This is a genomic window from uncultured Brachybacterium sp. (assembly GCF_947500705.1).
Classification (GTDB): domain Bacteria; phylum Actinomycetota; class Actinomycetes; order Actinomycetales; family Dermabacteraceae; genus Brachybacterium.
Genome location: NZ_CANMSY010000032.1, coordinates 1 through 368 on the forward strand (window position 1 = coordinate 1; position 368 = coordinate 368).

The 368-nt window shown below is 64.4% G+C and carries 1 protein-coding gene; it reads left to right on the forward strand.

The window, feature by feature from the left end; all coding sequences use genetic code 11:
• On the forward strand, positions 1 to 368 hold a 368-nt coding region (locus Q0937_RS17940), incomplete at both ends, for a vitamin K epoxide reductase family protein (RefSeq protein WP_299306377.1).

Here is a 368-nt window from a genome sequence, read left to right on the forward strand (position 1 = left end):
GGCTTGGTCATGGCCGTTGTGCTGCTGGTCGAGAAGATCGCTCTGATCGAGGACCCCAGCTACGTCCCCTCGTGCAGTCTCAATCCGGTGCTCTCCTGCGGCTCCGTGATGGACACCCCGCAGGCCTCGGCTTTCGGCATCCCGAATCCGATCCTCGGCATCGCCGGCTTCGCGGCCGTTCTCGCTCTCGGATTCGCGTTCCTCGCCGGCGCCCGTGTGGCGCGCTGGATGAGTGTGCTCATCCAGGTGGGCGTGACCTTCGCGGTGCTCTTCGTGCAGTGGCTGATCGGGCAGAGCCTGTACGAGATCGGGGCACTGTGCCCCTACTGCATGGTTGTGTGGGTAGTGACCATCCCGCTGTTCTGGTT